Origin of the sequence: Aestuariivirga sp., from assembly GCF_965227715.1 — a bacterium.
Taxonomy (GTDB): Bacteria; Pseudomonadota; Alphaproteobacteria; order Rhizobiales; family Aestuariivirgaceae; genus Aestuariivirga.
The window spans coordinates 2135256-2157114 of sequence record NZ_OZ245771.1; the positions used below are offsets into that span (position 1 = coordinate 2135256).

The window sequence follows — 21859 nt, forward strand, 5'->3', positions numbered from 1 at the left end:
TCGCGTGGGCAACGGCTGATTTCATTTGCTCTTGAGAATACCCGCAGCATTTGCATCGATTGGGCTTCGGTTGTTTTCGATTCTACCCATGGCTGACCCTAAGGACCCTGAGTCTCTTGGTGAGCCTCCGCCCATCTTATTCTCAAATCTGTTTACTATAATTAATGCATTTGTTATTTGGCGAGCGAATTCCTCAGCTTTGTCCTCTAGTTTTCTAAGTCGTCCCTCAAAACTCGACTGAGGACCGGCCCCGGAGAGATTCACTTTCCCGAATCCTGCAGGGCCTTGCTTCCACATGGAGACAGTGATTTGGCGATGGTTTGAATCACTGTCCTCTGCTGTGTTCGTGAATGAACGCTTCCATTCATTCAGGGATTTCACTTCAGTTGCAAGGGCCGCAATCTCCCGGCTTAGAGTGGTAACATCATTCTTGATTTCTTCCAGCACACTGCGCCTAGTTGACTTTGCCGCAGTTGCTCTTCTCTTGACTACTGCAGGACGCCTTCTTGCATTCCCCGCGACCGATTTTCCGGGAGGTTTCCTTGTCGCTGTGGCCGATGTGGCGCGCGTGATCTTTGAGGTCTTTTTCCTCGCCTTCGCATTCGCCTTGGCTTTCGCCATCGCCAGCGACATCGCCGAACGTTTCTGGGACGAGCGACCCTTCATTCCGCACCCCCTACGTCTTAATCAGGAATGCTTTTTTATACTGTCCGAGGCTCGTAATCAATCTGGAGATTCTCGCCGACTTCGTCAGATGGCTTTCATTCATCCGAAAGCCAAACTTCGGGCCTGTTCGTGAGATGATTTTCAAAAGCACTGCGAGCCGGCTGCTTCATCACTACAATCCGGATACATGGCAAAAGTGGTCAAAAGCCACATCGTCGCCACACCGAACGATCTCTTAGGCGACACGCGCGTACTCTACATGCTCCGTGCGACTAACCACACGCACAGCTGCAGATCTTTCACTCACTCTCGATACTCTTGTCAGTGTATTAACGCCGTGCCTTCCGACTGGTATATCGCGCATCGCGCTTAGTCTTGCGGGCAGCTTCATCGAGCGTTTCCTTTGCCGCCATGTCCGCAGCAGCTTTCGCATTCTGCTGTTCGGCGGCGATCCCGACTTCTTCCGCGATCTGCTGCCGAATGACCTCGGCAGCATCCGCTTCCAGTTGGAGTCTGGCCGCCTGTACGCCCTTCTGGCGTGCTGCCGTCGCCTTGCGCTCGGCCTGGGCAGTACTCTGCTCCTGCCGCGCCGCAGCGCGCTTCGCGGCCTCCTCACTGTCAACGTCAGACCGCGCTTTGAATTTGTCTAACTGGCGGGCCTTGGCGGCTTCGGCTTCCTGTCGGCGTTCAGTAAAGGTGTCGGATTTTTTCATCCGCATGCGATAGCAGCTCTGAGTCAATTATTCCACAAACTTCAAGGCTAGGTTTTCAGTTTCAGCGCCCAACTGTCATCGGATAGTTGAAGACAAGGGTTTCGAGGCATCAACGATTTTTCCCCGGCGTATGCGTGGCGGGGGCGGCAGGACTCCTTAGCGCCGCCGGTTAGTATCTTTGTGGGTGCCTTGAAATGGACTCCGCTCAGGTTGCCACCCGGCTCTATGCAGTGAGCGGGCGCAGTCGTATCCGTCTCGTCAACAGCCGATCGAGTGGAGCGGATTAGGGACCTCTTCAAATTGGGTCTTCGAGATGGTGACACAAGATTCGCGCTTGAACTGGCCTTGCGTCTCGACATACTACTTTCATCCACAATACGTCACCTGCGGCGGCGTCTCTGGTCCGCCGCAAGTTTCCACAATGGGATTGAGCTGCGCCGGATAGATGAAATGCATAGCCACAATCCAGCAGCCCCAGCGGTCGGAAATCAGGCTGGAGACTTCGTGACCAACACGACCAAGGAGAGCGCAAAGCGTACCGCCGCTCAGTTTAACGCCGGGAGTGCGGTGATTGCGAAGGCGGCAGAATGTGGCAAGGTGACGATCGTCTCGGCCATTTGTGCTCTTAAGGGTGGCATGGATTCCTATCTTGACTAAATAAAGTTAGTTCTACTGCCGCTGCCCTTCATTCACCGAAGCAGTGATCCAGGTATACCGCAGTCACGAACCGTTGATCACGTTTTTGGACGAGATGCGACAGCGTGTGCGCGAGTTCTTTTCTAAAGCCGCATTGATAGGTGCGTTGGTTCTCACAGCATTGAACCGATATTTTCATGCGATAGGCACCATTCCTATCGATGCTGTAACTGTTGATCGTCTGATCACCGGCCCGAGCGGATGGCGCAGCCGAGCAGCCTGGTGACAAGCCGTCGGCGCTCCAGGTCGTCGCCCGCTACCGTCTGCATCGAGGTCCACACCGGAAAATCCATCAGTACGATCACAAGCTGAAGCACGGCGTCGGACAGAGATTCGCCCTTGACGGCTTCACGAACAAGCGCGGCAACGCCCGCCTCCACGGCACCCAGAAATGCGTCCAGTTCGGGGATGAGATGTCTATCGGCATAGGCCGCCCGGAGCCGAAGCGCTCCACGCCGGTAGAATCGGTCTACCTCGTCGACAAGGCACTGAAGACGATCCTCCGTGTCGATAATGTCCTTGAATATCTCTGATGCCCGTTCGGGCACCGGCGGATCCATCTCCTTCCAGACATGCGCGCCGCAGGCCGCGACCAGTGATCCCAAGCTGGGAAAGTGGCGATAGACCGTTGCCGCGCCGAGGTCGGCATGTCTGGCAATGTCCACAAAGGACGTTGCCGCAACGCCCTTCTCGTCATGGAGCTGGATCGTCGCACTCACGATGCGGTCCCGCGTCTCGGCCTGGGTCTTGGCACGGTCCGTCATTCGATAGCTGCGCCGCGATGCTCGGTCTTCCATATTGACGATATCTATATTTCGTGAAATTGTTATTCCGCTAATATACCCGAATGCGCCACCAGATTCCAGTGAGGACCTCGCCATGAACGATATTGCTTCCGTTGCCACGACCACGCCCTCCCCCACCGGCGCCGGCGAAGTCCGGTTTCTCGGTCTCCCGACCTGGATCAAGGCACACCGGGAATTGACCAATGGCCGCTTCAGTCTGATCGAGCAGATCATACCCACTGGCTTCGAATCGCCCTGGCATGTGCACAGATCCGAGGATGAGTCCTTCTACGTCCTCGATGGCCAGATGTCGGTGATCTTCGAAGACAGCCGCATGCTGCTTCGGGCAGGTGACTTCGCCTTCGGTCCGCGAAACATTCCGCACGGATTTCGCATCGAAGGCGGCTCGGCGGCACGAATCCTTCTGATGACAACAGGAGGCGACTTTGCCGATTTCATCGCCGAGACGAGCGTTCCGTGCGACACGCCGCCGGCTGCTCCCGATATGGCGCTGCTGCTGGCGGCCGCTGAACGGCACAACATCGCCATTCTCGGCCCGCTGCCGCGATAGCAGCACGGCTTGGGGTCAGCGCTTGGCGGACAGAGATGGTGAAGCGCTGACCAGAGAAAGGGAACGGCAACCGTTGCATGGCCGCCCGATGTGCCTGTAACCGCCGATCCGCAAGAGTGTCGACTGTCTGAAATTGAGCGCCTCGGCAGCTTGCCTGAAACTCCGGCGCCCGGTAGCTACTATCGCGCAGCGCAGTTGCCGAAGCCCGATCGTTAACTCGCACCCTCTTCTACGGTCCCCGCAGCAATGCTCTGGATGCAAGCGGCACTCCGCCAACAGTTTCGTGTGGGCAAGTGCGGGTTATCGGCCAGGCCGCCATACGCAGTAATCCGACATAGTTGCCCTCCTCGCCTCACTTACTCGTCGCGATACATATGCCGAAATGAACATCAAATGCCTGCTGCGGAGCCCCAGCGCAGAGGCTCGTGCCACAGCACGAGCACTAACGAGAGCAGCTGTGATTGGGTCGACGGTATGAAATGTCCATGCCCAACTCTTGCAATGCTCTCCGTTGTCCGCCAGGTTACGATAGGCTAGCAAGTTATCTGCGCTTCAGTTTCGGCAACCTTGTTGAAGCAACGTTGCGGCTACGTTGGAGGTTTGCCATGATCGTACTGGGTGATCTTGCGGAGACTAGTGCCCATGTTTGAACTCGCTCTTCACCACGTGTCGGTGCCCACCAGCAACCTTGCCGTTTCCACTGAGTTCTACGAGACGGTCCTGGGCCTGCGGCGCGTACCCAGACCGCCTTTCCCGATCGAGGGTGTTTGGTACGCCGTCGGGCCGCTCCAGATACATCTCACGGCCCATGCTCATGCGAACTTCCGTACCGCGAAGTCGGTGGATAATGACGATGTTCACTTCGCGTTGAGGGTGGAAGATTTCGAAGCGGCCGTCGCGACGCTGAAGAGCCATGGATACGATGAGACCTTTGAAGGCGACCACCCGAAACGCCTCATTCTCAAGAGAACCGGAATGGCCGGATTCCCCCAGGTATTCCTGATGGATCCCGAGCGAAACGTCATCGAAATAAATCGGGCACCATACAACTATGATTAGTTACAGGGAGCCGCTTAGGTCATCGGCGATCTTCCAATAGAATTGCGTGGCAGACGACCAGTTTTGTGGCGAACGCTCGCACTCTGGCATCAGCGGCAAACTTCAACGCGAATTTCTTGCGTTCAAAAGAGAGAAATTGTTCCGCGTCAGCTACTCTTATCAGCGGAGCGAGCATACGCATGGGCACCACTTTATTGTTTCCATGCCTGAAGATCCCAGAATATAACAGCCAGGCAAGTGGGGGTGCATGCTGCGTTGCGTTTTATCCGATACCAATTCGTCGTCCTTCTGGGATTGGCGCTCGCTGCGTGTGCAGGGCCTACGATCGATTCGCTGCGCGAGCCGGTGCCGGAGCCGCTGATCAGCCGCACTGAACTCCCGGGTTATGGCCGGATCCGCTACTGGGGTGATGACGGCGACGCTCTGACAAGCGCCGCGCTGAACGAGATTGCCGACCAGCAGAGGGTCGATGGGAACTCGTCCGCTACACGGAATTTTCTGGCCGTGTCGGGCGGGAGCAGCAACGGCGCCTTCGGCGCAGGCCTTCTCGCCGGCTGGACACAGGCAGGAACGCGTCCCGAATTCTCGGTCGTGACGGGCGTTTCGACCGGGTCCCTCATCGCGCCCTTCGCGTTTTTGGGGCCGTCATATGACGATAGGCTCACTGAGGCATATACCGAGATTTCGGGTGAGGACGTCTTCCGAAGAAGACATGTTCTCAGGATACTCGGTTCAGTATCGGCCGCCGACAACACGCCCCTCCGCAACCTCGTCGCTCGCTACGTAACCGACGAGATGGTAGCCGACATCGCGAGGGCGAACAGCCAGGGGCGAAGGTTGCTCGTCGGCACGACCAACCTCGACGCTGGCCGCCCCGTCGTGTGGGATATAGGGGCTATCGCAGCAAGCCGAGTCCCAGGGCGCAAGAAGCTGATCCAGGAAATACTCGTTGCTTCTTCATCAATCCCTGGCGTCTTTCCACCGGTAAATATCACCGTGGTCGCTGATGGCAGGACCTTCGACGAAATGCACGTCGATGGTGGCACATCCAATCAGGCGTTTTTGTTCCCATCCAATTTCTCGGTGAAGATGCGGGACACCCGGCTGCAGCACCAGGGCGTCAAACGGACCCTGTTTCTAATTCGCAACGGCAGAGCAGTACCGCAATATACGATGGTTAATCCAAGGCTCTCTTCGATCGTGGGTAGGTCGATTAGCACGCTTATCATGTCCCAAGGGGTGGGTGACCTGTACCGCATGTACGCCAATGCGCAACGTGACGGAATTCTCTTCAAGGCTATCTGGGTGCCAGAGAGCTTCACGATGAAGGAACCGGCGCCTTTCGATCCGAACTTCATGAGGGCGCTTTACAAGGTGGGTTTCGAGATGGGTCGGGGTGGCATTCCTTGGGCCATGCAACCGCCCTAGCGTTGCATCAAAAGATCAAATTACGAGTAACTCATGGGGATGAGAATGCCCTTATCTCTAGCGCGTGAGCACGAATAATATTAACGCTTTGGCGATTCAGAAATCCAGAGGTCGACCATGTTCACCGTGCTCAAGCGGATTTCTATCATTGGATCAGTCCTGGTGGCTTTTGCAGCGTTTGCGCCCCCTGACGTCTCATTCACCACTGAAGCATCCGCAAACGTTTCGGCCCAGCGCAGCAGGCAATGCTCACAAGAGGCTCGCCGCTATGCCGACCGCAATACCAGGCGCACCACGGCAAGGGGCGCGGCGGGCGGAGCTGCCATTGGAGCAGTTGCTAGCCAAAGCCGCCGAAACACCGGGCGGAATGCAGGGCGCGGTGCGCTCATCGGCGGCGGAGTGGGCCTTTTTGCATCCACCAATCGCTGGAACGTGTACTACAATTATTCATATCGCAATTGCGTGAGACGGTAGTCGGACGCCCTCCTGGATTGCTGTTATTCCGGACACGGCACTGGAGAATTCCAGTGGAAACGAGCCATCGAGCGTTCAAATGAAATTATACGTCCATGCAGATCCTCGACCCACACCGGCCCGGCATCGAACTTCGCGCGGAATATGGCCTTCTCTGCAGCCCAAGGCCTAAGCGATTGGCAGAGCAGGCTTTTGGGTTTTATTTAAAAATCTCTTCCCTGCGGGACACGATACCTGCCGCGCGTGCTCACCGTACCGACAGTATTGCCAATGCCACGAGAAGCACGAGAATGACCACGCAACACACGAGAAGAAGCACTTGGTGTTCGCTGTGTTTTCGTTCGAGTTCTTCTGCACGTTCCTCCAGGATGCGCCTGTCGACCCACACGGAAATGAAGCGCTCGTCGAGCGTCAGTGCTTTCCACTGCTCGGGCGTAAAATCGGACGGCCGGAGATAATTAGGTTCGACTTCGGCATACTCGCGCTCCACGGAATATACTTCCACTCGGCAATCTGAATAGACCTGGATGTCTCCGCGGAGCGTTTCAACCGTTGTCACACGTCCCATCGCTGCGCTTTCTCCATCAAACAGTCGGCGGCTGCATCGATGCAAAGTCACGCAGTCTCGCAGCGATAGGTAGATAACATCCTAACCAGCCGCGGGTCTGTCGAGACGGGCAACGAACGGGGAGCAACTAAGTCGCATCCGCCTGCATAGCAGCGAGCGCATCAATGCCTCTTTGGACCGCGCATTTCAACTGCGATGTGCAGTATGAAGGGAGCGGATGTGGAGCATGGAATCGGCAGGCCAATGGCGCTTCTTTTGTTCGCATAACGTTTGACTGGCGACACGCCCTCAAGGCGATGAAAACAAATCGGGCGCCGTCAAGAACCCCGGCTTGTATCTGCTTCGGAACTCATGATCCATAAAGTCGTCGGTCACATGCGCATACATCCGCAAGGTGGTTTCGATGTTCAGGTGCCCCAGTTGCCGGGCGACGACGATGGGGGGCGTATTTGCTCTGAGCAAGAGGGACGCATAGGTGTGGCGCAGACAGTGGAAGACGAAGCTCTTCGGCAACCCGACCTTCTCGCCAAGGAGCTTGAAGTTATCTGCAACGTATCCGGTGGTCCATGGCCAGCCGCGGTTCCGGCGGATAAGGGGACTGTCGTTGTCGTGTCCTTCGGCAAGAGCCTTAAAGAACTCATAGCCTTCGTCCGGTAGAGCGATCGTACGCCCACGATAGCATTTGACCGGCCGGACGTAGATCGCGGCGCGATTGGCGTCGATATCACCGACCCTCATCTGGAAAAGCTCGCTGAGACGGCATCCGGTGTAGAGTGCCCCGAGAATGAGCCGTTTGAACTCAGACGTCGCAAGATCCACGAGCCTTTTGGCTTGAACCCAAGTCAGAATGTCGGTGCGTGCCTTGTTCACCCTCCGGAATATCTTAACGTTCCTCCAGCCGGCGTTGCTCCTGATCTTGCCGTCCCCGAAGGCCATGTTGAGCGCTGCTCGCAAGTCCGTGAAGGTGTTGTTGGCAGTGATCCGCCGCTTGCGGCGCACCTCCGGATCGAGCGTGCGGGGATCGACCTGAGTGAGGCTAGTACCACCCGCACGTCGAAGGACGGATGCTTCAATGTAGAGAAGCAACGACCTGCAATGTTGGGGGGTCAAGTCTTCGCACGGGATATGTCCCAGAAGAGGGATTGTGTAGACGTTCGCCCGGGAAACGGCTGCGTGGAAGCTTTGCCTGGCGCCGAAGTCCTTCTTCCACTGGCAATATTCCTGCATCGCGTGAGTTATCGTATAGCGGTCACCTACCGGGCAGGCGATGAGGTCAGACCGCCATCCGCGCTCCTGGGCTTCCACCCCCGGATGGGAAGGTTCTCGGGCGAGTCGAACCACTCCAATGCCTTCTGCTTGGCCTGCGCGAAGGTGAGGACCTTCTTGCCATCAGCGGCACGGGTATCGTCAGCCAGGCCCATATTGTATTCGCGATAGAAACAACCGACAGTTACCCGCAACCTGGCCACCCAGCGCCCCCCACACTTGGGCGTGCGCCGGTAGCCGAAGCACCGGCCTCTGGCCAGCAGCAGATAGTAGACCTCCCACTTGGGCGGGATCGACCTTCTGAACTGACGGTCGGCTAGTTCGACCTCAGTGTAACGGTGCGTGAACATTCAGCTCCTCCCTGGTGACTGGTTGTTTTCGGCAGCGCCCACTCTTAGTGTGGGGCAATGACATCGACGCTGGATATCGAGACCCTGAAAGTGGCGATCAACGCCATGCTGGGTAAACCGTCAGGCATACTGACCGAAAAGGACATCCGGTGGATGGCCGAGGCACTGAGCGCTGCCTTCTCAAACTACACTGTAGAGGAACTCGCCTCAATCGTCGCGAGGACGGCGGCCGAAAAGGGAGACCGCCCCATTCAGTGGCTGCGCTGGGATAGCTAAGAGCGTAAGGTTACTACCTGACCATTGGTCCTGGAGCTGAAGGACCATTCCCGCTGTTTTGCCAGAGGGAGGCTATATGGAGAAGGCCGAGAAGCTTCTGAAGCGCCTTCCGCTTCTGGATATCGTTGAACTCAGAGAGCAGTGGTACCTGCATTTCAACCGTGACGTTGAAATCAACATGAGCAGCAAGCTGCTCCGCCTGGCGATCGGCTACCGGATACAGGAGCTGGAATTTGAGGCCTCCGACCGGTGCGACGCGATCCGCCACCTAGCCTCACTGCAGTCGGATCAGATCGAGCAGAAGGGCTACGGCTATGCTCAGCGCATGAAACCCGGCACCAAGCTTCTGCGTGAGTACAGAGGCAAGATCCACGAAGTTCAGGCCATCGACTATGGCCGCTTCGTCTACGTGGGCCAAGTCTTCAAGTCACTGAGCGCCGTCGCCCGAAAGATCACGGGAACACCCCGGTCCGGAGCAGTCTTTTTCGGCTTGAGAGCAAAGAGACGGATGGGTCTCAATGGCTGACGCACTCACGCGCCGCTGTGCGATCTATACCAGGACATCTTCAGACGAAGGACTAGCCCAGGACTACAACTCACTTGCTGCCCAGCGCGACGCTTGTGCCGCTTTCATTCTGAGCCAGAAGCACGAGGGCTGGGTTCGGTCGCGGAAAGCCTATGACGACGGCGGATTCTCGGGGGGCAGTCTCGAACGCCCGGCACTTGCGGACCTGCTATCTGACGTGGCTGCCGGAGAGGTAGACATCATCGTCATCTACAAGATCGACCGGCTCACGCGTTCGCTTCGTGACTTTGCGAAGCTTTCAGAGATCCTCGAGAACAACAAGGCGTCGTTTGTTGCCGTCACTCAGCAGTTCAATACCGCATCTTCCATGGGCAGGCTCACACTGAACATCCTGCTCACCTTCGCTCAGTTCGAACGCGAAGTGGCCGGTGATCGCATACGCGATAAGCGGGCGTCCTCCACCCGTATTGGCATCTGGATGGGCGGAAACCCAGCCCTCGGATACGACGCGCCCGCCAAGAAACTGATCGTGAACCCACGGGAGGCCGGGGTCATTCGACACATATACCGACGCTTTCTGGAACTCAGGTCTATGGCCGAGCTCCGCAAGGACATGCAGAAGTCGGGCGTCGTCTCGAAACAAAGGATCATGAAGGACGGACGTGTTTACGGCGGTGTGCCATTCACCTGGCATCCCCTGCACAGGATCCTGACCAATCCCCTCTACGCTGGCATGATCCGTCACAAACAGAAGGTTTATAATGGCCGGCACGAGGCTATCATTGACCGTCCTCTCTTCGACGCTGTGCAGACACTCGCCAAGGAAGTCTCCGCCAGCGAGAAGATGCGTCGCGCAAAGGCCTATCCGTCTCTGCTAAGAGGGATCATCTTCGATATCTCAGGCGAACCCCTCTACACTCACCACACTGTAAAGAATGGAAGGAAGTACAACTACTACATTTCCATGTCACTGGCTTCGAGACGGCATCGGAGGGACGGTGCCACCAGGATAAGGGTGTCGGCACCAGCAATTGACAAGTTCATTATCAGCGAACTGGCCGCTCGTTTCCGGGACCGTGAATGGGTTGGTGAAAACGTGGCAAGCGGGCGTATGAGCCTGGCGACCTTCCGGAACTCAAAGGCCTTGGCGGACGACCTTGATAGGCAACTTGTGAAGAACACCGGGACTGTCCGGAAGCTGCTCCGCCACATTGCACTGAGCAAGAACACCATCCACTTGATCTTCAGCCGCCCTTGGCTGACCCAACGCCTAGACCTGATATCGTCAAGGATGGGGACCGCACTTGCTGTAACGCCGCTCGAGGCCTCCATCGAGGGACATCCCATCCGTTGCGGAAACGAGGTCAAGAATGTCCTGGAAAGCGCTGATGGCCGCGTGGAACCCGATCACCGCCTTGTTCAGGAGATCTTGCGGGCCATCCGGTGGTTCAACGCACTGTCGTCGGGCCGGTTTGCGACGGTCCTGGATTTGGCCAAGGCCGAGAGCTGCAGCCCGACGCTCATATCTGACAGGATCAGGCTTGCATTTCTGGCGCCTGACATTGTTGAAGCGATCATTGAGGGGCGGCAACCCCAGTCTATGACAACGGCCAGACTGAAGCGATGCTGTCCATTGCCTATGTCCTGGGAAGAACAGCGCACTTTACTTTTGAGATGATCATCTCCCGGCACCGAAGCCCCATGCCACCACCGAGATGCTGCTTCGCCTCGCGGAAATTGTTCCACAAAGATACAGGTCGCTGCCACACGAAAAGTCTCGGTTGACACTTTATAGCTGAGGTCCAAAACATTATCCCACCTTGTGGCATTTCGATTGTGGCAATCAGCAAAACGTCTGAGGCGGGAGCGCATTCACTTGGTCAGTTCGATGATCCTACTTTGCGGCATCAGTAGGTGGTGACTAAGTCATTGTTGTGGAGATAGAATGCTTAAAATTGACCTCTCTCGCAAGAAAACTGTCCGGGGCCTGTTTAATGGGCGGAAATCCATGAACGATGCGGCGACCCGCGAAGGGCAGCATCCGTGAGCTCGTCTCGGGGCGAAGGGACGAAATCGACATTGCGTGCGATTACCGGCTTCGAAGGATTCGGAGTTATAGCCGCGATGCTCGGACTCTGCCTGTTCCTAACTCTCACGACCGACACCTTCATGACCCAGAATAATCTGGTCTCCGTCCTCCGCCAGTCTTCCTATATCGGAATCATGGCGGTCGGGATGGTCTTCGTGATTTCAATGGGAGATATCGACCTGTCGGTCGGCGCTCTGCTCATGTTCACCTCCGTCACAATGTCTGTCATGTTCCGTGAGGGATATCACCCCGTTCTCATCATCCCTGCCGGGATTCTCCTGGCGACGGCATGTGGGCTGGTCAACGGTATTCTCGCGGTTGCACTGCGGATTCCAACAATCATCATCACACTAGGCACGCTCAGCATCTACCGTGGCCTCGGTCTATTCGTGTCTGGAGGGTCGCCTGTGTCCGGATACGACCAGACAGGTTGGTTTTTCAGTGTTCTGGGCGCGCGCTTCCTCGGCATTTGGATGAGCGTCTGGGCCATGTTCGGCGTCGCCATCTTCGGCTGGTTCCTGTTTAACCACACCGCATTCGGCCGCCGCGTCCAGGCCATCGGGAGTAATCGCCAAGCTGCGCACTATGCCGGTATTCGGGTAAATCGATATCGGATCATGGTCATGGGGCTGATGGGATTCATTGTCGGCATCGCGGCAGTCATGCTGCTTGCCTTTCAGCGCGGCGGCAATCCGGCGAGTGGACCAGGACAGGAACTATATGTGATCGCCGCGACCATCATCGGCGGAACAGCGCTCACCGGAGGTTCGGGGTCAGTGATCGGTGCGGTCGTTGGGGCCATAATCGTCTGGCTGATCCAGAACGGCCTGGTGCTGCTTGGCATCGACACTGCTTGGGCCACAGTCTCGACCGGATCTGTCATCATTCTTGCCGTCGCACTCGACTATCTGATCAAACGTCGCCCAAGCTAGCCGTTCACCCGCGTGCCGTACTGAAGGAATGCAATCGAGAGGAGATGATCTACACGAGAAGGACAGAGAATGGTTTGCCAGAGACACTCGCCGTTTGGTTTATCCAGGGAGGACCATGCATGACAAGCTGAAACACGCAGCCGACGTGAATGAGATGACGAACACAGAATACATAAGCTAGGAGGATTACGCATGAGACCCAAATTGATTTTCAGGCTCGCCGTCCTCGCCACGGCGTTGCTGACTGCGATGCAGATATCGGCCGACCCAACGGCCGCCCAGGACAAGAAGCTCCGGATCGCGTACGTTCTGCACGGCCTGAACGACTTCACCCAGACAATCAAGGAAGGCGCCTTGGATGCGGGCGCCGATCTCGGCGTTACGGTCGACGTCTTTGGCGAGGCCGGTTTCGACGTTCCAACCCACATCGCCTTCATGGAATCTGCGATTCAAGCCAAGTATGACGCCATCGCCCTCATCCCGAACGGCGGCGACCCATGGAACACAGTGATCCAGACCGCGGCTGAAGCAGGGATCCCTCTTGCCGCTTCAAACAACATCGCGATCAATTCCAAGCTCGACCTTTGGGTGGGCCAGGATGAATACAAGTCCGGTGTTCTGCTGGGGCAAGAAATTCTCAAACAACTGACTGCCAAGGACGCCAAAGCAGGGAAGATCGTGATCGGCTCATGCTTCCCCGGCAACCCGGTATTGGACGCACGCTCCAAGGGTCTTCACTCTGTCCTGGACCCCGCAGGTTATACATTAACCGAGGACCGGGACACGAAGCTCGACAACACCGAGAACTACAATATTTGGGACAGTCTAGCGACGGCCAATCCCGATGCAGTAGCCATGGTAGGACTCTGTTCGCTGGATCCGCCCAATATTGGCCAGGTCAAGGAACGCGGTGGCTTCGGGTGGCTCGGGGCCGGATATGATCTCGAGACACCCACCCTTGAGGCGATATCGAAAGGATTCATCGGCGTATCCGCCGGTCAGCAGCCCTATCTGCAAGGTTACCTGCCGGTTCGTGCACTGGTTGAGGAACTCAAGTCCGGCAAGAAAATCACGGGCTGGCTGGAAGTGCCAACAGATATCGTAACCGCGGCTAACGTCGAAGAATTCAGGCCACGGGAGGGTGATGCTGCCGTCCAGAAGACATTCTACGCAAAGTATATGGCCGAACACTTTGCCGATTTGGCCAAAGGTGCACGTCCCTATGATGATCTGAAGCAGCCTCCCAAGTAAGTATGACCATCAACGAAACTCTCCCTCCCCTGCGGGGAGGGAGAGCTAACAAGGTAGATCGTGATCAGCCAGATGACATCCGCAACTACCGCTAATGCAGATATGATCCGCGTCGAACACATCAGCAAGCGGTTTGGCGGGGTCAATGCGTTACGCGATGTTTCGGTGGCGATTGCCAAGGGCGAGATCCACGCTCTCGTTGGAGAAAACGGCGCAGGCAAATCCACCCTCATGAAAATCATGGCTGGCATCTATCAGCCCGACACCGGCCAGATATTTCTTCGCAACGAAGCCGTCTCGCTGAACTCTCCCCTGCAGGCCCGCCAAGCTGGTGTCAGCATCGTATCCCAGGAACTTGCACTATTTCCGGATCTTTCGATCACCGCCAACATCTTCGCTAATCGCGAGAGATCGACACTCGGCATCCTTAACAATCGTGAGATGAACCATGAAGCCCGTCAGGTGCTCACGGACATGGGCGTAGACCTCGATCCATCACGGACGGTCGGGTCCCTTGCGGTTGGAGAGCGGCAACTCGTCGAAATCGCCAGAACCTTCCACCTGAAGTCCGACATTATCATAATGGACGAGCCAAATTCCGCCCTGAATGCTTACGAATCTGAGCGGCTTTTCGAAATCCTGCGCAGTTTGCGCGATCGTGGTCTTACGATCATCTACGTCTCGCACCGGCTCGAGGAAGTATTCTCGATTTGCGATCGCATCACTGTCATTCGAGATGGGCAATGCCAGGGCACCTGGGCGACCGGCAAAACCACCATCCCAAAGATAATCACCGAGATGGTAGGCCGGCGGATTGAGGAATCGTTTCCTGCTCGCCCTGCAGTGCCGGGCGACACACCAGTTGTATTGAGCGTAAGGAACCTTGCAGCTGAGCCAGCCCTGAAGGACGTAAGTTTCGAACTCCGCGCCGGCGAGATCCTCGGGTTCGCAGGGCTTGAAGGCTCCGGCATAGATGACATTTTCGATATCCTGTTCGGGCTTCGAACTGCAACGTCCGGATCGATCATATACTCCGACGGCCGCCCGACCCCAACTTCGCCATTTCAAGCGATAAAACAGAGGCTTGCGCTGGTCCCGGCCAATCGCCGCGACGAGGGCCTTCTGACCTCGTGGTCGATTCGACACAATGTGAGCTTGCCGATTCTCGACCAGCTGCTCTTCGCTTTGGGAGTAATTGACCGCAAGGCCGAAGGGAAAATGGCCCGTGACTACGTCAAACGCTTGAACATCGTCACAGATAGCGTGGACAAACGGGTCGTCAACCTCAGCGGCGGCAACCAGCAGAAAGTCGTACTTGCCAAATGGATGGCAACTGGCCCGACTGTGTTGCTGCTGAACGATCCTACCCGCGGCGTGGACGTTGGGGCCAAGGCCGAGATATATCAACTCTGCGCCGAACTTGCAGCGGGCGGTATGGCCCTGCTGTTTACCTCGTCGGAAATCGAGGAAACAATCGGGCTGTGCGACCGCGTCCGGATCATGTTCCGGGGCAATTCAATCTGCGAATTCCAGAAAGGTGAAGCGACCAAGGTCGATGTCGCATTGTGGGTCTCGGGAGGGGACCAGTCCGCACTATGACTGCGTTGCAGACCCGGCGCTGCTCTGCCAGTCAGGGTATGCCTCAATCGTACAGCACCACAAATCGTCGGCCGATCGTCGACACCGGGCACATACGCTTTCGCGCCCGCGATCTACTCGACCGCATTACTGGTGTCTGGAGCAACAGGGAAGCATTGACTAAGCGATACTTGCGGTCAACATGTCTCTTCGCAATCACGGCAACAGCAGATTGCTGGAATCAGGAATTCCTCTAACAGACTCGCCGGATGGAATTAGAGATACTGAGCTGGCAGTCCCGCTGATCGCTTTCCACGCAAAAATGGGAAGTCACATCCTTCATGCGCCTGCATCACGTGTTCAACGAAGAGACCCTCGTAGCCAGAAACACTACTATGCGGCTTCCGCCATTCAAGCATCCGTGCAGATAGAATAGGCTCGTCCACAGCTAGTCTAAGCTCCCGAAGCTCGACATCCAACTCCACGACATCCCCGTCGCGTACCATTCCTAGGGGCCCACCGATTGCGGCCTCCGGAGAGACGTGGAGAATTACTGTGCCATAGGCCGTCCCGCTCATTCGCGCGTCAGAGATGCGCACCATATCTCGAATGCCCATGGCGAGAATTTTCCGGGGAAGTCCAATGTTTGCTACCTCAGGCATACCAGGATAGCCACGTGGTCCACAATTGCGCAAAACGAGTACAGAGGAAGGGGTGACATCAAGACCATCCTCGTCTATCCGTCGGTAGTAGTCGTCAATCCCATCAAACACGATTGCCCGACCACGGTGCTTGTTAAAGATTGGCGATGCGGCCGATAGCTTCAGAAGCGCGCCGTCAGGTGCGAGGTTGCCTCGTAACACAGCAACCCCCCCTTCACGGGCAACGGGATCAAGCAGAGTCCTTATAACTCCCTCATTGACTCTATCGCTCAACTCACATGCCTCAAACAGCGTTCTACCTGTTAAAGTCGGCAAGTCACCGTCAATCAGTCCAGCCAATACTAAACTTTTAAGCACTGGCTGAAGGCCGCCAGCAGCGAAGAAATCGTCCATCAGCCCTTGCCCCGATGGAAGAAGGTCGACGATGTTTGGCACACCCCTGCTGAGCCGGTCCCAGTCTTCCAGGCGAAGGGGAATGTCGAGACGACCAGCGACGGCTTGCAGATGGATGACGGCGTTGGTCGAGCCACCAATTGCGGAAGATACCCGGATGGCGTTATGGAGAGAACCGAGGGTAAGCAGATCCGAGAGCTTCACGCCTCGCTTCACCAGACCCACAATCTCGACACCAGAGTTTTGCGCAAGTACTCGACGCCGCGCGTCGACCGCAGGTATGGTTCCGTTTCCGGGAAGCGCTAGTCCCATAGCCTCCACAAGACACGCCATAGTAGACGCCGTCCCCATCGAATTACACGTTCCAACGGTGCGATTCGTCGCGCCCGCGGCAGCATCCAAATCCTTATAGGATCGCGTTCCAGCCCGTATCTCTTCGCTCATTCGATACAGGTCAGTGCCTGAACCCACTCTGCTTCCGCCATAAGTGCCAACGAGCATTGGACCGGCAGATACAACAAGTGTCGGAAGATCTGCACTTGCGGCGCCCATTAGTAGGGCTGGTGTGGTCTTGTCGCAACCTGCGAGCAATACCACCCCGTCAATGGGATTTGCGTTAATAGTCGATTCAACGTCCATGCTGACAAGATTGCGGTAAAGCATCGCGCTTGGTCTCATGTTCGACTCTCCAAGCGATGTGACCGGGAACTCGACTGGAAGGCCGCCTGCCTCAAAGACGCCCCGCTTTACAAACTCCGCCAGTTCGCGAAGATGAGCATTACAAGGTGTCAACTCCGACCAAGTGTTGCAGATTCCAATGACGGGACGACCATCAAGCCTGTCGGGCGGAATACCCTGACCCAACATCCAGCTTCGATGCACGATGTTTGATTTCGATGAACCACGGAACCAGTGTGACGATCGGCTACTCATCTCTTCGAATTCCTTACGAATCACGAATTTAGAATGCTCAGCGCGGACTTCTATCCCGGGCTCGAAGCGTCATTCAATTTAACGATATACACGCCACAAGCATCTAGTTTCATGACGGGAAAACCCATTGCGGGAACACCCTAGTCGTGCTTGTATAACGTTAAACCGATAAGTGAGCAATTGCAATGGATAGTTTTCTAGAGCTCGCCACCAAGTACACGCCATACATTCTGACAGGTGCGGTTGTCACGTTCAAATTGACGGTCTTTTCCCTGGCAGTTAGCCTTCCTCTTGGTTTGGCAATTGCGCTTATGGGCCTAGCTAAACGTCGCTTGGTAAGAGGGTTGGCACTTTTTTACGTGGAACTCATAAGGGGTACACCCGCCCTTCTCCAATTATTCATCGTGTATTTCGGCTTAACCTCATGGGGTATTCGACTCGATCCAATTCCAGCGGCAACTATCACTCTTGGAGTGATTGGCGGCGCATATGTCGCTGAAATCTTCCGCGCCGGCATTGAGTCGGTTGATCGGGGCCAGATTGAGGCGGCTAAGTCAATAGGTATGCGAGATCCGCAGATTATGCGGCGCATTGTTCTCCCCCAAGCGCTCCAACTGGTCATTCCGCCACTCACCAATTTCCTAATCGCACTGATCAAAGATACCTCTTTGGCTCTCACTATTTCGGTGCCAGAAATAATGTATCGGGCATATGATGTGGCGAGCCAGACGTTTCGAAGTATGGATGTTTACGCCATTACCGGCGTTATATACCTCATGATCTGCGTTCCACTCTCGTTCTTTGTTCGCAGGTTGGAGAAACGCAGCCATCGTCATCAGGGGCGGTGACCGCTTAGGGTAATGGAAATGTTGACGCTCAAACGTGTTACTCTCAAAGACGTTGCAAAGAAGTCTGGAGTGTCCGTGATGACAGTCTCGAACGTCATCAACGGTAAATTCCAACATGCCACCGAGGAGACCCGAAAACGCGTCGAGCAGGCCGTTAGTAGTTTGGGGTACCGAACGAACTTGTCGGGCAAATCGCTCAGGTTGGCCAGAAGGTTTGCTGTGGGAATGATCATCGTTGATCCCAGTCCTACATTCATTGCTGACGCTTACACAACTAATCTGGTCGCCGGTTTGAGCAATTTCTTAAACCTCAATGGCTACGGTCTGCTTCTGCAGGGAACTCCGCTAAGAGAACTATCTAATATAATGATGCTGCGGCAAAGCCTGGTCGACGGGCTATGCATATTCTGTTCTGGGACTCGAACAGAACGAAGGGCCGTTTATGAAGAGCTATCGAAGCACAGTGAACCACTGATCGTTTTTCAGGATAAGCTCGATGCAGAGAACAAGAGCGTTTTGAGCATTCGACAGGATGATGCAGTTGGAGGACGAATACTCGCGAACATGGTGGCTGAAAGTGGTGCGAGAAAGGTCGTTTATCTGACACTCGCTCATCCCTGGCCAGCGTTAGAAGCTCGAGAAAGAGGAATAAGATCAAGCATACGTCGCTGGCCTGCGACTTCACTCACTGTACTTCAGGCACCAAATGGTGACTTCGAAAGCGTGCAAGTCACGCTAGCCTCCTACATAGCTAGACACGGCGTCCCGGACGCAGTGCTTGCTGGAAATGATCAGATTGCCATTGCAGCGCAATGTTGGTTGCTGGACCAAGGTATCCGGATCCCAGAGGATATTAAAGTGACCGGTTTCAACGCATTTGATTTTGCGAGATATGCGCGACCTACCCTTACAACGATGAAGTCTCCCGCCTACGAAATGGGAGAACTGGGTGGACGTGAAATCTTAGCTCGAATGGAGAAGGGCCGATTTCTCAGGCGCGACATCGTGATGCCCGTTCGGCTTCAAAGGGGCAACTCCCTCTAAAGCCCTATAAACCATTGACAGAGTGCACTAGGGATGATTGTTTATCGTTACACAGACATACAGGGGTCTTGAGATGGATTTGAATGGCCGGCGGGATCATCAGTTTCATGGGGTTTACCCAATGCTATTCGCATTGTTCGCACCCGACGGATCTCTTGATCGAGAGGCAATGCGCCGCCAACTGAATGCAATGGTCGACATCGGCTCTCACGGCATCGCAGTCCTTGGGCTAGCCACTGAGTCGAACAAGCTTAGTCTTGCCGAGCGGCAACTGCTTCTTGAGTGGGTTTCAGAGGATCTTGGCGGTCGGCTTCCGCTTTCCGTTACGATACCAGGTCCAAACATCGCTGAGCAGGTTGCGCTTGCTAAGCAAGCCCGGTCTTGCGGGGCTCAATGGCTTGTGCTCCAGCCGCCTCCGGTCACTGGAGTATCGGAAGCGTCCCTTGCTGGCTACTTTTCTTCCGTGCTCGAGAAAGTAGATCTACCCACAGGACTTCAGATTGCACCAGAATACCTTGGGAACGCGGTGTCGGCCGCCACAGCGCTTGAGTTAGCGCGCAGGCACGCGAACTTAAGCCTGCTTAAGGTGGAGATGAGCGCCCACGCGGTAGCCGGACTTCTCCGAGAGACAAATGAGAAGTTTACAGTATTCAATGGCATGGATGGTGTAGATCTTCCAGATTCGATGCGGGCGGGTTGCGCTGGATGTATACCCGGGGCGGAGTTGGCTGACTACCTGGTCAAAATCTTTAACGGTTTAAAGTCCGACAGAAGCGATGAGCGGCAGGCAGCGGATGAAGCCTATGTGCGACTGGCTCCTCTCCTCACCTTCATGATGGATTCATTGGACCGCTTCCTTGTGTACGGAAAGCGCCTACTCTGCGATCGACTTGGTCTTCCTGTTGAGAATGCTTCCGTTAGGAGTCCGGCAGGAGCGATAGACGCCGAGGGAGAAGCAATCGTTTCTCATTGGTCAAAATCAATTGGTCGGCTGAGCGCATAGGGGGATGACGTTGTCGATCTCTCCAAGACCAATTCTCGAGATAAGGAACCTATTTAAGAGTTTTGGCAGCACTCCTGTTCTTCAGGGCATTGATTTGACAGTTGCAGAGGGCGAGGTTGTCGCAATCATTGGTCCGAGTGGTTCGGGCAAGAGCACACTGCTTCGTTGCCTGAACCATCTCGAGAGAGCCGAGAGCGGAGAAATAACATTTGAAGGACAAAGACTAACCTCGGATACCGACATATGTGCTGTGCGATCACGAATGGGTATGGTGTTTCAGCACTTTAATCTGTTTACCCATTTCTCAGTGCTCGGCAATATCATGGAAGGACCCACTCAAGTCTTGGGAGAGAGCAAGGCCGATGCCCACTCCAAAGCGCTGCGTCTCCTCAAAATGGTCGGGCTTGATCATAGAGCAGATGCATTTCCCGGTCAGCTCTCGGGAGGTCAAAAACAGCGCGTCGCAATAGCTAGAGCATTGGCCATGAACCCCAGTGTTCTACTACTAGATGAAATTACGTCTGCACTTGACCCCGAACTCGTGGGAGAGGTGCTCCAAGTCATAAGGCGCCTCGCAAAAGATGGAATGACAATGTTGCTCGTAACCCACGAGATGGGTTTTGCGAGAGAAACGGCGTCTCGCGTAATATTTATGGACCATGGACACATTATCGAAAGTGGCGCTCCAGAGCAAATCTTCGAAGATCCACAGCATCCGAGGTTGAAGCAGTTTCTGAGAGCAGTTCTTAGCCGCGACGTTATGATTGCGGCGTCTGAAGTTTAGGAAGTCGACATAGGAAAGGAGATGAAGCGCTTTGTTTAACGTTATATAATCCTGGCCAGACGGTGAATGCCACTGGCTTCAACCATTGAGTTTAGGGAGAGTTAAGATGAGGATAATCGCCAAATTGCTTTTCGCCGCCATGACCCTTGCGGTCACGGCCATCTCGGTGTCAGCCGCGGATCTCCTAGACGAGATCAAATCCCGAGGATACATCCGGGTCGGTATGTTCGTCGCTCCACCCGAATCCTGGGTAGATACATCGACTGGCGAATGGAAGGGAATAGATGCTGACTTTACCAACGCAGTTGGGAAAGAGCTTGGTGTTGAGGTGGATCCTATTCCTCTGACGCATGCAGCGCTTGCGCCGGCGCTCAACTCGGGTCGTGTGGATGTGATTGTTGGGCTCTATCACACTGAAGAGCGGGCAAAAGTTATCGCTTACAATAAAACCGCCTTTTGGTATGGCGTCGACGCCCTTGTCACGCAGAAAGATCGAAATGACATTAAGACATTTGAAGATCTGAAGGGAAAGACGATCGGCGTTGTTCGGGGTTCCGCTCAGGAAATGGAGGCGACGAAACTTCAAGAGCGATTCGGACTTGCCGACATAAAGAAATACGATACAGGCGACACAATGCTGATGGACATCAAAGCGGGACGGGTTGATGCGGGGATTTGGTGGGGCTTTACGTTTGACTACGCTGTGAAGCAAAATCCGAACTACGACCTTCAATTGGTCGACTACATGCCACCAGAATATCTCGGCGCGGACACTTTGCCAGGTGTTTACTTCACATTTCCTAAGGAAGGAAGTGCGAGCTTGGTAGAGGCTTTTGACGCCAAGTTGGAGCAGATGGTAGCAGCGGGAGAAACCAAGCGAGTCCTTGAAAGCTATGGATTGACGAGCGACGCCTACCAAACGGGAAAGTACGCCAAATAGTGCACCATAGCGCCCAATGATGCT

General features: G+C 55.4%; 23 protein-coding genes. 17 read left to right on the forward strand and 6 right to left on the reverse strand.

Features of this window, described 5'->3' with window-relative positions:
- Positions 1 to 295 precede the first annotated feature (295 nt).
- Positions 296 to 799: a hypothetical protein gene (locus tag ACO06F_RS09985; RefSeq protein WP_421696531.1), complete on the forward strand. Its 504-nt coding sequence runs from the start codon at positions 296 to 298 to the stop codon at positions 797 to 799.
- A 196-nt stretch (positions 800 to 995) separates the two neighbouring features.
- On the opposite strand, the gene ACO06F_RS09990 is transcribed toward ACO06F_RS09985, so the two are convergent.
- Positions 996 to 1385 carry a DUF6481 family protein gene (locus tag ACO06F_RS09990; protein ID WP_421696532.1) on the reverse strand — a complete coding sequence of 130 codons (390 nt, stop codon included), beginning with the start codon at positions 1383 to 1385 and terminating at the stop codon, positions 996 to 998.
- A gap of 498 nt (positions 1386 to 1883) precedes the next feature.
- Between ACO06F_RS09990 and ACO06F_RS09995 the strand changes: the two genes are divergently transcribed.
- Positions 1884 to 2036, forward strand: a complete 153-nt coding sequence (locus ACO06F_RS09995; protein WP_421696533.1) for a hypothetical protein — start codon at positions 1884 to 1886, stop codon at positions 2034 to 2036.
- A 224-nt stretch (positions 2037 to 2260) separates the two neighbouring features.
- Here ACO06F_RS09995 and ACO06F_RS10000 read toward each other — a convergent pair whose 3' ends face one another.
- The gene (locus ACO06F_RS10000; protein ID WP_421696534.1) at positions 2261 to 2839 is read right to left on the reverse strand and encodes a TetR/AcrR family transcriptional regulator; all 579 of its coding nucleotides are present in this window, start codon (positions 2837 to 2839) and stop codon (positions 2261 to 2263) included.
- Positions 2840 to 2954: 115 nt separating this feature from the next.
- Here ACO06F_RS10000 and ACO06F_RS10005 point away from each other — a divergent pair, with 115 nt between their 5' ends.
- The 4 genes from ACO06F_RS10005 (at position 2955) to ACO06F_RS10020 (ending at position 6392) form a co-directional block, all read left to right on the forward strand.
- Positions 2955 to 3431, forward strand: a complete 477-nt coding sequence (locus tag ACO06F_RS10005; protein WP_421696535.1) for a cupin domain-containing protein — start codon at positions 2955 to 2957, stop codon at positions 3429 to 3431.
- Between the two features lie 642 nt (positions 3432 to 4073).
- Positions 4074 to 4490, forward strand: a complete 417-nt coding sequence (locus ACO06F_RS10010) for a VOC family protein (protein ID WP_421696536.1) — start codon at positions 4074 to 4076, stop codon at positions 4488 to 4490.
- A 243-nt stretch (positions 4491 to 4733) separates the two neighbouring features.
- A complete protein-coding gene (locus tag ACO06F_RS10015; RefSeq protein WP_421696537.1) occupies positions 4734 to 5918 on the forward strand; it encodes a patatin-like phospholipase family protein in 1185 nt (394 codons plus the stop codon).
- Between the two features lie 117 nt (positions 5919 to 6035).
- Positions 6036 to 6392, forward strand: a complete 357-nt coding sequence (locus tag ACO06F_RS10020) for a YMGG-like glycine zipper-containing protein (RefSeq protein WP_421696538.1) — start codon at positions 6036 to 6038, stop codon at positions 6390 to 6392.
- Between the two features lie 247 nt (positions 6393 to 6639).
- On the opposite strand, the gene ACO06F_RS10025 is transcribed toward ACO06F_RS10020, so the two are convergent.
- The 3 genes from ACO06F_RS10025 to ACO06F_RS10035 form a co-directional block, all read right to left on the reverse strand.
- Entirely contained in the window at positions 6640 to 6960 is a 321-nt protein-coding gene (locus ACO06F_RS10025; protein ID WP_421696539.1) for a hypothetical protein, read from the reverse strand.
- Positions 6961 to 7248: 288 nt separating this feature from the next.
- Entirely contained in the window at positions 7249 to 8187 is a 939-nt protein-coding gene (locus ACO06F_RS10030) for a tyrosine-type recombinase/integrase (protein WP_421696540.1), read from the reverse strand.
- A 26-nt stretch (positions 8188 to 8213) separates the two neighbouring features.
- Positions 8214 to 8576, reverse strand: coding sequence for a hypothetical protein (locus tag ACO06F_RS10035; RefSeq protein WP_421696541.1), 363 nt, complete (start codon positions 8574 to 8576; stop codon positions 8214 to 8216).
- Positions 8577 to 8633: 57 nt separating this feature from the next.
- Here ACO06F_RS10035 and ACO06F_RS10040 point away from each other — a divergent pair, with 57 nt between their 5' ends.
- The 6 genes from ACO06F_RS10040 to ACO06F_RS10065 all read left to right on the forward strand — a co-directional run bounded on the left by ACO06F_RS10040 (position 8634) and on the right by ACO06F_RS10065 (position 15249).
- A complete protein-coding gene (locus ACO06F_RS10040; RefSeq protein WP_421696542.1) occupies positions 8634 to 8852 on the forward strand; it encodes a hypothetical protein in 219 nt (72 codons plus the stop codon).
- Between the two features lie 76 nt (positions 8853 to 8928).
- Positions 8929 to 9378, forward strand: a complete 450-nt coding sequence (locus tag ACO06F_RS10045; protein WP_421696543.1) for a DUF2924 domain-containing protein — start codon at positions 8929 to 8931, stop codon at positions 9376 to 9378.
- On the forward strand, positions 9371 to 11056 hold the full coding sequence (locus tag ACO06F_RS10050; protein WP_421696544.1) for a recombinase family protein: 1686 nt from the start codon (positions 9371 to 9373) through the stop codon (positions 11054 to 11056). Before ACO06F_RS10045 ends, ACO06F_RS10050 begins: the two co-directional genes overlap by 8 nt.
- Before the next feature lie 401 nt (positions 11057 to 11457).
- Positions 11458 to 12399: an ABC transporter permease gene (locus ACO06F_RS10055; RefSeq protein ID WP_421696545.1), complete on the forward strand. Its 942-nt coding sequence runs from the start codon at positions 11458 to 11460 to the stop codon at positions 12397 to 12399.
- Between the two features lie 192 nt (positions 12400 to 12591).
- Positions 12592 to 13650 (forward strand): sugar ABC transporter substrate-binding protein, encoded by a 1059-nt coding sequence (locus ACO06F_RS10060; protein ID WP_421696546.1) that lies wholly within the window; start codon positions 12592 to 12594, stop codon positions 13648 to 13650.
- 60 nt (positions 13651 to 13710) lie between these two features.
- The gene (locus ACO06F_RS10065) at positions 13711 to 15249 is read left to right on the forward strand and encodes a sugar ABC transporter ATP-binding protein (RefSeq protein WP_421696547.1); all 1539 of its coding nucleotides are present in this window, start codon (positions 13711 to 13713) and stop codon (positions 15247 to 15249) included.
- A gap of 254 nt (positions 15250 to 15503) precedes the next feature.
- Here ACO06F_RS10065 and ACO06F_RS10070 read toward each other — a convergent pair whose 3' ends face one another.
- Positions 15504 to 17216: a dihydroxy-acid dehydratase gene (locus ACO06F_RS10070; protein WP_421696657.1), complete on the reverse strand. Its 1713-nt coding sequence runs from the start codon at positions 17214 to 17216 to the stop codon at positions 15504 to 15506.
- A gap of 185 nt (positions 17217 to 17401) precedes the next feature.
- Between ACO06F_RS10070 and ACO06F_RS10075 the strand changes: the two genes are divergently transcribed.
- From ACO06F_RS10075 to ACO06F_RS10095, 5 genes are all read left to right on the forward strand, one after another.
- Positions 17402 to 18064 (forward strand): amino acid ABC transporter permease, encoded by a 663-nt coding sequence (locus ACO06F_RS10075; RefSeq protein WP_421696548.1) that lies wholly within the window; start codon positions 17402 to 17404, stop codon positions 18062 to 18064.
- An 18-nt stretch (positions 18065 to 18082) separates the two neighbouring features.
- Positions 18083 to 19108, forward strand: a complete 1026-nt coding sequence (locus tag ACO06F_RS10080; RefSeq protein WP_421696549.1) for a LacI family DNA-binding transcriptional regulator — start codon at positions 18083 to 18085, stop codon at positions 19106 to 19108.
- Between the two features lie 37 nt (positions 19109 to 19145).
- Entirely contained in the window at positions 19146 to 20111 is a 966-nt protein-coding gene (locus ACO06F_RS10085) for a dihydrodipicolinate synthase family protein (RefSeq protein ID WP_421696550.1), read from the forward strand.
- A 4-nt stretch (positions 20112 to 20115) separates the two neighbouring features.
- A complete protein-coding gene (locus ACO06F_RS10090) occupies positions 20116 to 20895 on the forward strand; it encodes an amino acid ABC transporter ATP-binding protein (RefSeq protein WP_421696551.1) in 780 nt (259 codons plus the stop codon).
- 106 nt (positions 20896 to 21001) lie between these two features.
- Entirely contained in the window at positions 21002 to 21835 is an 834-nt protein-coding gene (locus ACO06F_RS10095; protein ID WP_421696552.1) for a substrate-binding periplasmic protein, read from the forward strand.
- Positions 21836 to 21859: the final 24 nt, after the last annotated feature.

What these genes read in the sequence shown, in the direction of transcription:
- ACO06F_RS10030 (WP_421696540.1), bottom strand. Translation starts at nt 8,187, where the DNA reads ATGCAGGAATATTGCCAGTGGAAGAAGGACTTCGGCGCCAGGCAAAGC.
- ACO06F_RS10070 (WP_421696657.1), bottom strand. Translation starts at nt 17,216, where the DNA reads ATGAGTAGCCGATCGTCACACTGGTTCCGTGGTTCATCGAAATCAAAC.
- ACO06F_RS10075 (WP_421696548.1), top strand. Translation starts at nt 17,402, where the DNA reads ATGGATAGTTTTCTAGAGCTCGCCACCAAGTACACGCCATACATTCTG.
- ACO06F_RS10035 (WP_421696541.1), bottom strand. Translation starts at nt 8,576, where the DNA reads ATGTTCACGCACCGTTACACTGAGGTCGAACTAGCCGACCGTCAGTTC.
- ACO06F_RS10090 (WP_421696551.1), top strand. Translation starts at nt 20,116, where the DNA reads ATGACGTTGTCGATCTCTCCAAGACCAATTCTCGAGATAAGGAACCTA.
- ACO06F_RS10005 (WP_421696535.1), top strand. Translation starts at nt 2,955, where the DNA reads ATGAACGATATTGCTTCCGTTGCCACGACCACGCCCTCCCCCACCGGC.
- ACO06F_RS09990 (WP_421696532.1), bottom strand. Translation starts at nt 1,385, where the DNA reads ATGCGGATGAAAAAATCCGACACCTTTACTGAACGCCGACAGGAAGCC.
- ACO06F_RS10040 (WP_421696542.1), top strand. Translation starts at nt 8,634, where the DNA reads ATGACATCGACGCTGGATATCGAGACCCTGAAAGTGGCGATCAACGCC.
- ACO06F_RS10020 (WP_421696538.1), top strand. Translation starts at nt 6,036, where the DNA reads ATGTTCACCGTGCTCAAGCGGATTTCTATCATTGGATCAGTCCTGGTG.
- ACO06F_RS10025 (WP_421696539.1), bottom strand. Translation starts at nt 6,960, where the DNA reads ATGGGACGTGTGACAACGGTTGAAACGCTCCGCGGAGACATCCAGGTC.
- ACO06F_RS10010 (WP_421696536.1), top strand. Translation starts at nt 4,074, where the DNA reads ATGTTTGAACTCGCTCTTCACCACGTGTCGGTGCCCACCAGCAACCTT.
- ACO06F_RS10000 (WP_421696534.1), bottom strand. Translation starts at nt 2,839, where the DNA reads ATGACGGACCGTGCCAAGACCCAGGCCGAGACGCGGGACCGCATCGTG.
- ACO06F_RS10095 (WP_421696552.1), top strand. Translation starts at nt 21,002, where the DNA reads ATGAGGATAATCGCCAAATTGCTTTTCGCCGCCATGACCCTTGCGGTC.
- ACO06F_RS10080 (WP_421696549.1), top strand. Translation starts at nt 18,083, where the DNA reads ATGTTGACGCTCAAACGTGTTACTCTCAAAGACGTTGCAAAGAAGTCT.
- ACO06F_RS10060 (WP_421696546.1), top strand. Translation starts at nt 12,592, where the DNA reads ATGAGACCCAAATTGATTTTCAGGCTCGCCGTCCTCGCCACGGCGTTG.
- ACO06F_RS10045 (WP_421696543.1), top strand. Translation starts at nt 8,929, where the DNA reads ATGGAGAAGGCCGAGAAGCTTCTGAAGCGCCTTCCGCTTCTGGATATC.
- ACO06F_RS10050 (WP_421696544.1), top strand. Translation starts at nt 9,371, where the DNA reads ATGGCTGACGCACTCACGCGCCGCTGTGCGATCTATACCAGGACATCT.
- ACO06F_RS09985 (WP_421696531.1), top strand. Translation starts at nt 296, where the DNA reads ATGGAGACAGTGATTTGGCGATGGTTTGAATCACTGTCCTCTGCTGTG.